Source organism: Candidatus Nanopelagicales bacterium, assembly GCA_037045355.1.
Lineage (GTDB): Bacteria > Actinomycetota > Actinomycetes > S36-B12.
Genome location: JBAOHO010000030.1, coordinates 1 through 9,100 on the forward strand (window position 1 = coordinate 1; position 9,100 = coordinate 9,100).

At 66.6% G+C, this 9,100-nt stretch carries 8 protein-coding genes; 2 read left to right on the top strand and 6 right to left on the bottom strand.

The window, feature by feature from the left end; all coding sequences use genetic code 11:
• The coding region (locus V9E98_16230; protein ID MEI2718511.1) for a HAMP domain-containing protein at positions 1–1,019 on the bottom strand (1,019 nt) is incomplete at its 3' end.
• On the bottom strand, positions 1,012–1,761 hold the full coding sequence (locus V9E98_16235; GenBank protein ID MEI2718512.1) for a response regulator transcription factor: 750 nt from the start codon (positions 1,759–1,761) through the stop codon (positions 1,012–1,014). The genes V9E98_16235 and V9E98_16230, both read right to left, overlap by 8 nt.
• A 171-nt stretch (positions 1,762–1,932) precedes the next feature.
• Between V9E98_16235 and V9E98_16240 the strand changes: the two genes are divergently transcribed.
• On the top strand, positions 1,933–4,350 hold the full coding sequence (locus V9E98_16240) for a hypothetical protein (GenBank protein MEI2718513.1): 2,418 nt from the start codon (positions 1,933–1,935) through the stop codon (positions 4,348–4,350).
• 84 nt (positions 4,351–4,434) lie between these two features.
• Here the strand turns inward: V9E98_16240 and V9E98_16245 are convergent, their stop codons facing one another.
• Both V9E98_16245 and V9E98_16250 read right to left on the bottom strand, forming a co-directional pair.
• A complete protein-coding gene (locus V9E98_16245; GenBank protein ID MEI2718514.1) occupies positions 4,435–5,886 on the bottom strand; it encodes an alpha/beta hydrolase in 1,452 nt (483 codons plus the stop codon).
• Between the two features lie 186 nt (positions 5,887–6,072).
• Positions 6,073–6,600 (bottom strand): CAP domain-containing protein, encoded by a 528-nt coding sequence (locus V9E98_16250; GenBank protein MEI2718515.1) that lies wholly within the window; start codon positions 6,598–6,600, stop codon positions 6,073–6,075.
• A 115-nt stretch (positions 6,601–6,715) separates the two neighbouring features.
• Between V9E98_16250 and V9E98_16255 the strand changes: the two genes are divergently transcribed.
• Positions 6,716–6,955, top strand: coding sequence for a hypothetical protein (locus V9E98_16255; protein ID MEI2718516.1), 240 nt, complete (start codon positions 6,716–6,718; stop codon positions 6,953–6,955).
• On the opposite strand, the gene V9E98_16260 is transcribed toward V9E98_16255, so the two are convergent.
• Positions 6,944–7,288, bottom strand: a complete 345-nt coding sequence (locus V9E98_16260) for a hypothetical protein (protein MEI2718517.1) — start codon at positions 7,286–7,288, stop codon at positions 6,944–6,946. The two genes, V9E98_16255 and V9E98_16260, sit on opposite strands and share 12 nt — an antisense overlap.
• Before the next feature lie 111 nt (positions 7,289–7,399).
• A complete protein-coding gene (locus tag V9E98_16265; GenBank protein ID MEI2718518.1) occupies positions 7,400–8,884 on the bottom strand; it encodes a long-chain fatty acid--CoA ligase in 1,485 nt (494 codons plus the stop codon).
• Positions 8,885–9,100 lie beyond the last annotated feature (216 nt).

The following is a 9,100-nucleotide window of genomic DNA, read 5'->3' on the forward strand; positions in this document are numbered from 1 at the left end:
TTGGTCACGACCTGACTCATCCGATCCGGGTCGACGAGAACCATCGTGCCCATGTGCAGGGAGGTCTCCAGCGTCATCCCTGCGTCCTCGATCCTCGGTCGCCACACGAGCAGTGCGTCCGACGCGAGATCGGCCAGGTCGAGGCGTTCGCGCGACAACAGAAGACTCGGTGACTCGGCATGCGCAAGTTCCGACAGGTCGTTGACCACTCTGCCGAGCCGTACGGCTTGGTCGTGTAGGGCGGACAGCGTGGACGGATCGGCGGGGACAAGTCCATCCCGCAACTCCTCGAGTCCTGCCTGTAAGACGGTCAGGGGCGTACGCAGCTCGTGGGCGATGTCAGCCGACACCCGACGGCGCGCCTGTTCACTGCTCGTCACCTGGTCGGCCATCTCATTGAAGGCCCGGCCCAACTTGCCCAGCTCGCCGGGGGCCTCGGTCGCGGCCCGCGCATCTCGGTCCCCGTCCGCGAACGAGGCCGCGGCGTCGGAGAGGTCTATCAGTGGCCTGGTCAGCAGACGTGTGACGACGATGGCGGTCACGATCGCCGCGAGCGCCGCGATGGTGCCGGCGGCCAGGAACCACGAGGCCCCGAGCTGCGGGGCGGTGACCGCTTCGTCCGAGTAGAACACGACATACACCTGGCCCACGCGACGACCGTCCGCCACAACCGGCGCGCTCACGGCCCGATCCCGGAAGTCCGACCCCACCGGCCCGCCGATCACCACGGTGTCGGACGCATCGACGGCGACGAAGTGAGCCTCGTTCGACTCGGCGACTGCCACAGGACGCGACAGGTCGATGTCCTGCCAGCCACCGGTGCGCACGAATTCAGCACCGGTCTCCCTGGCGAGCCGATCGATCAGTCCTTCGCGCTGCGCCGTTGCGGCGAGCGCGTCGCGATGGTCCAACTCAAGCGCGGTGGCGATCAACAAGCCCCCGATGCTGGCCAGGCCCACGATGAGGAACGCGGCCACGAAGCGCCACCCGAGCGGGCCGAGCCGCAACCACTCACGCATCGGGATGCAACGTGAATCGATAACCCACGCCGACCACCGTCTCTATCACCCGGTGTCGGTCGTCGCGGAGTTTGTGCCGCAGGTTCTTCACGTGCGAGTCGATGGTCCGCTCGTACCCGTCGAACTCATAGCCCCGTGCCCGGTTGGCCAGTTCCGAACGGCTGAGCACCCGGCCCGGTGATTCCGCGAGGGCTAGCAGAAGCTCCCACTCCGTCACCGTGAGTGTCATCTTGTCGCCCCGGCGGGTTGCGGCGTGCTGGCGCAGATCAATGATGAGCTCACCGTCCTCGTAGCTGCGCCGGCTCTGCTCCTCCTGCTGCCGGCCCCGCGTTCTGCCGAGGACCGCCTTGACTCGCAGCACCACCTCGGTCGGGCTGAAAGGCTTGATCACGTAATCATCCGCGCCGAGGCGTAGCCCGGTGACCCGGTCCGCGAGCTCGGAGCGCGCCGTGAGCACGATGACGGGCACCCCCGGCGCCACTTCCGTCAGGATCTCGGTCCCATCGATGTCTGGCAGGCCGAGGTCGAGCAGTACCAGATCCACCCGCGCCGAATCGAGCAGCGACAGGGCGCCCGCTCCGGCGGCAGCGGTAAGCACCGAATACCCGGCCCGCTCCAGGAATCGCCGCAGCAACTCCCGTATGTCCCGTTCATCCTCGACAACAAGAACCGTCGACATCGTCTGGCGACCCCCCTTCGCCCGAGAGAAATTGATCTTCTCTTCCTCCATGGTCGCACCCATCCGGACACGGTTCGCAGGGCCCCCACGGCCTTCAGAAACGGCAGTTTCGGATCTCCACACGATCTCCACACGTTCGTCATATCGACTGCGCAGACAGCAGCCCACACTGCTCACGGACACCACCGGAGTCGAGTCCTTCGGCGGGTCCCATTGAGGGGAAAGGAAAGAGAAATGTCTACATCGAGTCGAAGGCGGGCCATCGCGGTGGCCGCTGGTTTGACGATGGCGGCGGGGACGTCTCCTGCTCTTGGCGCGACGGTCACGCCAAGTCTGGACGACGACCGATCCATGGGAGAGATCATCGCCAACTTGATCCCGGGCGAGGACAACGTCATCCCGAACAACATCGACCTGTACTTGGGTACGCACTACTCGGTCAGGAAGAAGGACGACGGCAAGCTGCTCTACAGCTGGGGTCAGGCCGTGAAGAAGCCCACGGACATCAGGTTCGTGGCGCACCTGCCGCTTCCGGACACCTGGAAGACGGCAGAAGGCAAGGGCCTGAAGGTCACGAAGGCGCAGTTGCGGGTCAAGCACTCCATCACGAACAACCCGAACGACCAGATCCGCCCGGAGGACTGGGAGAACGAAGGGGCGACGGGGCTGATTCCCGAGTACGAGGTCGCCGAGGACGGCACCTGGCAATCCACCCGGGACTGCTACGAAGGGGACGGCGACTTCATCCCCGCAGGAACGGTCCTGCGTGATCCGAGACTCGCAATCTCTGGGGCGCTGTCCAGCGATCTGGCCGGCGGATACAGCAACGCCTGGTACACCACCATCGACCGCGATCCGTTCGCATGGGCGTACCAGACGGCAGACGGGGACATGGTTGGCAGCCAGACCCCCGACGACAGTCTCGGGAAGCTGATCGTGGGACCCCGTTGGCGTCTGCTGAACGACAAGTTCGGCCAGAACCTGCCGCACCTCGAGATGCCCGCGCCGGCGGCCACCGACCTGAACAACCCGGCATGCGTGGCGCCGCCCTACGAGAAGGACGAGAAGAAGTTCGAGACTGGGGAGGTGCTCGACGACCCCACGACGATCAACCTTCTCGACTGGAAGCAGACCGCTGCCGACGCCCGCTGGGATGACGCACAGTCGCCGCTGGCCTACACCTCCGGCTGGACCACCACCTGGTCCGGGCAGGACACGGTGGACGGTCAGGTCGTGACCGACGAGGACGAGGGCCGTTGTCAGGTGGGGTCGGCCGAGGATGGAAGCTGCGTGACGACCAACGGCACGCCGCTGACCTCCGACTTCGACGTCTCCTTCTTCGTCAAGGGCGACATGAAGCCGGTGCGGATGTACTGGGTCGAGCTCTACGTGGAGACCGAGGACGGCCAGCAGTACACGGTCCGCCACGACTTCACGACCGATGACATCGTCGCCGATGACAAGGGCACGACCGATGTCGACGACGTCAACGTCATCAAGGACGGTGACGACGGCGAGACCGTGACCGGCGACACCATGGAGGGCAAGCTCGACGGCAGCCAAGCATCGGCCGTCCTCAACCCGATCGACTCCGGATTCACGTACGGCATCGAGGACTTCGAAGGCGCCTACGTCATCGACCGCGACGGTGTGGCCGAAGAGGGCTGGGCCCTGGACTACACGGACAACAAAGGCACAGTCGATGACCCGTCGGACGACGAGACGGCCCTCTTGTTGGCAGACAGCGAAACCCAGCTGATGAAGACGCTGAACCTCGTCGGCACCTGGGGTGCGGGCTTGGGTGGCAGCACCGTCAAGACGTCGAGCGAGCAGTTCACCGTGATGGAGCACGTGCTGTCCTGCTACCAGACGGTTCCCTACACCTTCTGGAAGTCGGAGGACGACTACGAGGACGGCCTCCCGGCAGTTCCGCAGGCATGGGACCCCGAGGTGTGTGACGCCACGAAGCTGCCCAACCCGTTCACACCGGACGCATTCGTTCCACCTGCGCCGCCACTGCCGGTTCTGGGAACCGAAGATGACAGCGACGGCGTGCTGATGCCGACGGAACTGGTGGCCGGCAGCACCTTCACGATCCCCGTTGCGGTCGATGGCACAGGCACCGTCACAGCGTCCTTCGACTGGAACGACGATGGTGACTTCGCCGATGCCTCCGAGGCGCTGGATCCGATCAGGGACGCCCAAGGTCAGCGGCAGTTGTCTGTGGCCGTGCCCAGCGACGCGGTGGTGGGGGTGATCGCGGCCGAGTTCGTGGCGACCGCCGATGACGGGACCGTGGGTGAGAAGGAGACCTACGAGGTCATGATCAAGGCAGCGCCACAACCTCCGGCGCTGGTCAAGGCGAAGGTCGCTCGTACGTCGACCGTCACGGTGAAGGCGATCCGCAACCGCTCCAGGCTGTTCGTCGACGTCAACCCGGACGAAGGCAAGGGCTACTGGATCAAGGTCTACCGCAAGGGTGCCGGCAAGGCGAACGCGGCGACCTGGAGGAAGTCCGGTAAGACGCTGTGGATCACGTCCAAGGACGGGACCCACACGATCGATCTGCCCAAGGGGACCTACCGGGTCAAGGTGCGGGCGAAGTACGGCCTGAAGAGCACCGTGTCGCAGCAGGTGCGACTGGCGCGGTAACCACCACCCACGTCGTGCGGGCCCGTCTGACTCGAGCGGGCCCGCACGATCATGTCCAGCCCGGGCACCCGGCGGCCCTCCGCTTCAGCCCGCGAACGGCGGGTCGTCCTGGTCACACTTCGTGCCGTCGGCGGGCAGCTTGCCGTCGATGAAGTAGCGCGTGACCTTGCGGTTGATGCAGGTGCTCGGGTTCGCCAAGGCGGTGTGCCCGTAGCCGCGCATGATCAGCAGGCGGCTGCGGTCAAGCTCTCGGTGCATCACCCGAGCGCTCGACAGCGGCGTCGCCGGGTCGTAGGTGTTCCCGATCAACAGGATGGGCGCAGCAGTGCGCTTGTTCCAGGGCCCGGTGTACGGGTCGGCGGCCTCGGCACGCCATTCGCTGCAGCCACTGGTCACCCACGTCCAGTACGGTCCGAGCACCCCGTAGCGACGGATGGCGGTGGCGTTGGTGGTCAGCAGCTGCTTGCTCGTCGGGTTCGGGGATTCGCTGCACACGATCCCCAGTTGTTGGCCGGGACCGGCGTACCGTTCGACCGTGCTCTGGGTCTGCGCGATGGGAGTGTCCGTCCAGACGTTCTGCAGTCCCTCAGCCAGGCTCGGCCATACACCGATGAAGTAGATCCCGTTGGCGACCCGCTCCTGCAGGTCGCTGTACGTGATCCCGCCGCGCTTCTCTGTGGGATTCTTGCGCATCTGGCGCGCGAGTTTCTCGAACTTGGCCACGGTCGCCGTGGGGCTGTCAGCGGCGAACGGGCAGATCTCCGCACCTGCGCGCCCGCAGCGCAGGAGGAACTGTTCCAGCGTGGCGTCCGCACCCGCCGCCGAGTCCTGGCGCAGGAAGGTGGGCAGCATCGGGTCCTGGCCCTGTGGCGCCTTCACCCACGGCTGGGGCCGGACGTTGCCGTCCAAGGTCAGCGCGCCGACCCGCTTGGGGAACATGTTGGCGTACGTGGCTCCCAGGAAGGTGCCGTAGGAGATGCCCCAGTAGTTGAGACGACGGTCGCCCACCGCCTTGCGCAGGGCGTCAAGATCGCGGGCGCTGTCCGCTGTGGAGATGTGCTTCAGCAGCGCGGCGTTGCGCTTCAGGCACCGTTTCGCGACACCGCGGTTGACGTCGATCACGGCGCGCTGTTGCGCTGTGCCGACCGGTACCAAGGGCGTGTCGCCGCGGAACCGTGCCTCGGCCGCCGGGCTGTCGAAACACTGCACGGCCGTGCTCTGCCCGACCCCGCGGGGGTCCCAACTCACCAGGTCGAACCGCTCGCGCAGTTCGGCGGGGAAGAACGCCGACATCTGCTGCAACGCCGCAACCCCAGGACCACCCGGCCCGCCCGGGTTGAAGAACAGGGACCCGATCTTGTCGCCGCTTGCGGGTAGGCGGGTGACGGCAAGCCTGATCTGCCGTCCCTGCGGGCGCCCGTGGTTCAGCGGTACCTTCACATCGGCGCACTCGAACCCGGGCGCGTCCGCACACGGTTGCCAGTCGGGGCCTGCGGCCTCACTGACTGCGGACGCGGCCGCGCCCGTCGTGACCATGCCACCGGCGACGAGAGTAAGAGCGCTTCCGGCAACGACTCCACTGATTCGAGACCTCACGTTTCGCATGCCTCACGGTAGGCACGCTCCCGCGGGGGGTGGCCAGTCCAGAGGCCTCCTGCAACGACCACCCGCACGCGCTGTTCACGCGCTGTGACCGGCGCTGATCGAGACACTCCAGCAGCGTCAGTCCCGGTACCCGAAGTCCTGCACCCAGTAGGTGACGGGCCGTGAGAACCCGGGGTCGCGGCGCTGCGCGAACCCAAGACCGATGTGGTCGTATCCGCGCGTCATCAGGTTCTGGCAATGGCCCGGGCTGGCGATCCACGCAGCCATGACCGACGCCACCGTGGGTTGCCCGGACGCGATGTTCTCGCCACCGGCGAAGCCGGCGTATCCGGCTTCGCGCGCCCTCGAGGTCAGCGTGCTTCCGCCAGGTCCCACGTGGGAGAACCACCGACCTTCAGCCATGGCCTCGGCATGCCGATCGGCCGCCCGTGCCAGGCGCCGGTTCCACCGCAGGGGTCCTATCGGCGGCATCCACCGAATCCCGCAGCGGCACCCGCGGGCACGCACCTGATTGACCTTGTCCAGAAGCCTCTCGAGGCGCGGGCCACGATCCTGAGGCGTGGCGCTCGCCGCGGTCGAGGCGGCGAAAGGACTCACGAGTGCCAGGCACAGGATCGGGGCGACTGCACGACGAAGACCGAACATGCACTTGGGATCGGTGTCCCGAGCACCCCGACTGCAGCCCGCCGTGGCGACTGTTCGGATTGCGAACCGAACCCGCGCATCCGGGTGACATCTGACCCGGACGTACGCTTATCACGTGGTGATGGACCCGATCTGCAGCACCTGCGGCACCGACTTCGCCTGCTTCGACGGCGCGATGCAGATCGGCGACGCACAGGGGTGGTTCACGTGTCCGCGACTGTGCACTGTCTGCACACAACCTCTGGATGACGGCGGTGCCGTGATGGAGCACCCAGGCCTCGGTGCTGTCATCCATCTGCGGTGCTGCCCGAGCCCCGAAGAAACCGAACCCCTGGAACTGGTGCTAGGCGGTTGAGGTCTGGTCTTTCACGTTCAGCGCCATCCAGAAGTTGAAGAGTCCGATGAGGATGCAGGCACCGGCAATGAACGCGGATACCCCCGGGCTGTACAGAACCACCGCGGCGATCGCGAAGACCGCCGCCACCAGCCCGTAGGTGATCTGCATGCGCTCGAGCGGTGCTTGAGCCCGCAGCGCCACCCAGCCCACGAGCAGGGCGATGACCACGCAGGCCACCGCGATCCATGCCGGTGCGCCGGTCGCCAGTAGAACGAACCCGCCCACCGCGAACACGAACACGGCCACGGCATACACGGTCTTCTTGCTCTTCTGCTGCTCGTGCGCGTCCATGACCGCACGGTAGAGGCCCACGGACGGGGTTTGTGGGCCCGAAGCCTGCGGCGCTGCCTTTCGGCCCCATATGGTGACGTTCGGTGAGTCTCGGGTAGAACGAACGCGTCCCTACGCCGGTGGGTGGATCTCCCGCTTGAGGATCTTGCCGGTCGGACCCTTGGGCAGACCCTCGTCGAGGAACCACACGATGCGCGGGTACTTGTAGGCAGCGATCCGCTCCTTGACGAACTCCTGGATCTCCTGCGCCGACGCGGTGGCGCCGGGCTTGAGTGTGATGGCCGCGCCGATCTCCTCGCCGTACTCGGGGTCGGGCACACCCACCACCGCGGCCTCGGCGACGGCCGGGTGCTCGTACAGGACTTCCTCCACCTCACGCGGGTACACGTTGTAGCCGCCGCGGATGATCATGTCCTTGGCCCGGTCGACGATGAAGTAGTAGCCGTCCTCGTCCACCTTCGCCAGGTCCCCGGTGCGGAACCAGTCGTCGCGGATCGACTCGGCGGTGGCGTCCGGACGCTGCCAGTAGCCCTTCATCACGTTCGGGCCCTTGATGGCGATCTCGCCGATCTCGCCGGCGGGCACGTCGTTCCACTCGTTGTCGATCAGGCGCATCTCGACGTCGCGGATCGGGGTCCCGATCGAACCGGCCTTGCGCTCGCGGTCGGCGTGGTTGAAGGAGGCGATCGGGCTGGTCTCACTCAACCCGTAGCCCTCAAGAAGGATCGCGTCGAACTCCGACTCGAACCCGCGCAGGATCTCCACCGGAAGCGAGGCCCCACCGGACACACTCACCCGCAGGGTCGAGGTGTCGTAGGCCTTGTGCTCCGGGTGTTGGACCAACGCCACGTACATCGTCGGCACACCCTGCATGATCGTGACCTTGTCGCGCTGCAGCACCTCGAGAGCCTTCGTCGGGTCGAAGCGCGGGATCAGCGTCAGCGTCGCACCGCAGGTCATCGCGGCGTTGAGCCCGCACATCTGGCCGAACGAGTGGAACAGTGGCAGCCCCCCGAAGATCACGTCGTCCGAGCTGCCGTCGAACAGGCTCACGGCGACGTCGACGTTGCTCAGTAGGTTGCTGTGAGTCAGTTCCGCACCCTTGGGCTTGCCCGTGGTACCCGAGGTGTAGAGGATCACCGCCGTGTCGTCCGGTGCCCTGTCGACGACCGCCGGCGCCGGCGCGTGCTGGGACAGCTGGGCGGTGAAATCGGCGCCGACGAGCACGCAGGGCACGCCCGCCGCCTCCGCGCCCGGCTGCGCCTCTGCCCCGATCCCGTCCCACGCGAAGATCGCCTTCGCGCCGGAGTCGGAGAGATAGTACTCGACCTCGCGGGACTTGAACAGCGGGTTCATGGGCACCACGACCGCACCGGCCCGCAGGATGCCGTAGTACAGCACGGGGAACTGCGGGATGTTCGGAAGCATCAGGCCGACGCGATCGCCCGGACCCACACCCAGCTCGGCCAGCCAGCCGGCCGCCATGCTGCTCGCGCCATCGAGGGCGGCGTAGGTGAGTTCGAGGTCGTCGAACTTGATGGCGACGTGGTCCGGCTGGGACGCGGCGGTGGTGACGAAGTTGTCGGCGAGGTTCATGGGCTCACCCTAGGTGAGAGCGACCGGCTTGGGTATGGGTGTTGCGTGCAGGGGCGCGGACAGCAATCCGTGAGCACTTGGCAGGTCTGGGAGCGGTTCGGAGCCTCCGAAGTGCTCCCCGACCTGCCAAGGGCTCCCGGATGCCCCACAGGCACGGTTCGACCTAACCTGGGCGGACATGGACATCCGACGCGCCAGCCCCGATGACGCCGACCT